Annotated in this window: 1 pseudogene; it reads right to left on the bottom strand. The window is 44.6% G+C overall.

Annotated features, from left to right (window positions below):
* A pseudogene (locus AVJ19_RS21360) lies at positions 1–341 on the bottom strand (hypothetical protein); the annotation flags it as partial.

Here is a 341-nt window from a genome sequence, read left to right as displayed (position 1 = left end):
GCAACTGTCAACTCAGTGCCTAACTTGTTAGTTGATGAACCTGTATCACCTTTGAACGTTAATGGCGTGTTCACTGCTTTATCGAGCGCAGTAATCGCATCACCAACATTGTTCGAATTAGTGACTGTTCCTGTACCAGGCGCTGTTGTCGTGTACGTTGGGTTGCTTACAGTACCTGTTGATGGATCGTATTTCGCTCCACCGCCTAAAGTATCTGCTGTGCTATTACCCAAAGCATTTAAACCATCTTTGCCATCTTTGCCTGCTTTCGCAACAAGATCTTGTACTTGGTTTAGGTTAGTTGCATCCTTACCATCTTTCGCATCGCCAAGGTTACTGAT

Origin of the sequence: Acinetobacter sp. CFCC 10889, assembly GCF_003268395.1 — a bacterium.
In the GTDB taxonomy this organism is placed as follows: Bacteria; Pseudomonadota; Gammaproteobacteria; order Pseudomonadales; family Moraxellaceae; genus Acinetobacter.
This window is presented reverse-complemented; position numbering and strand designations above follow the sequence as displayed.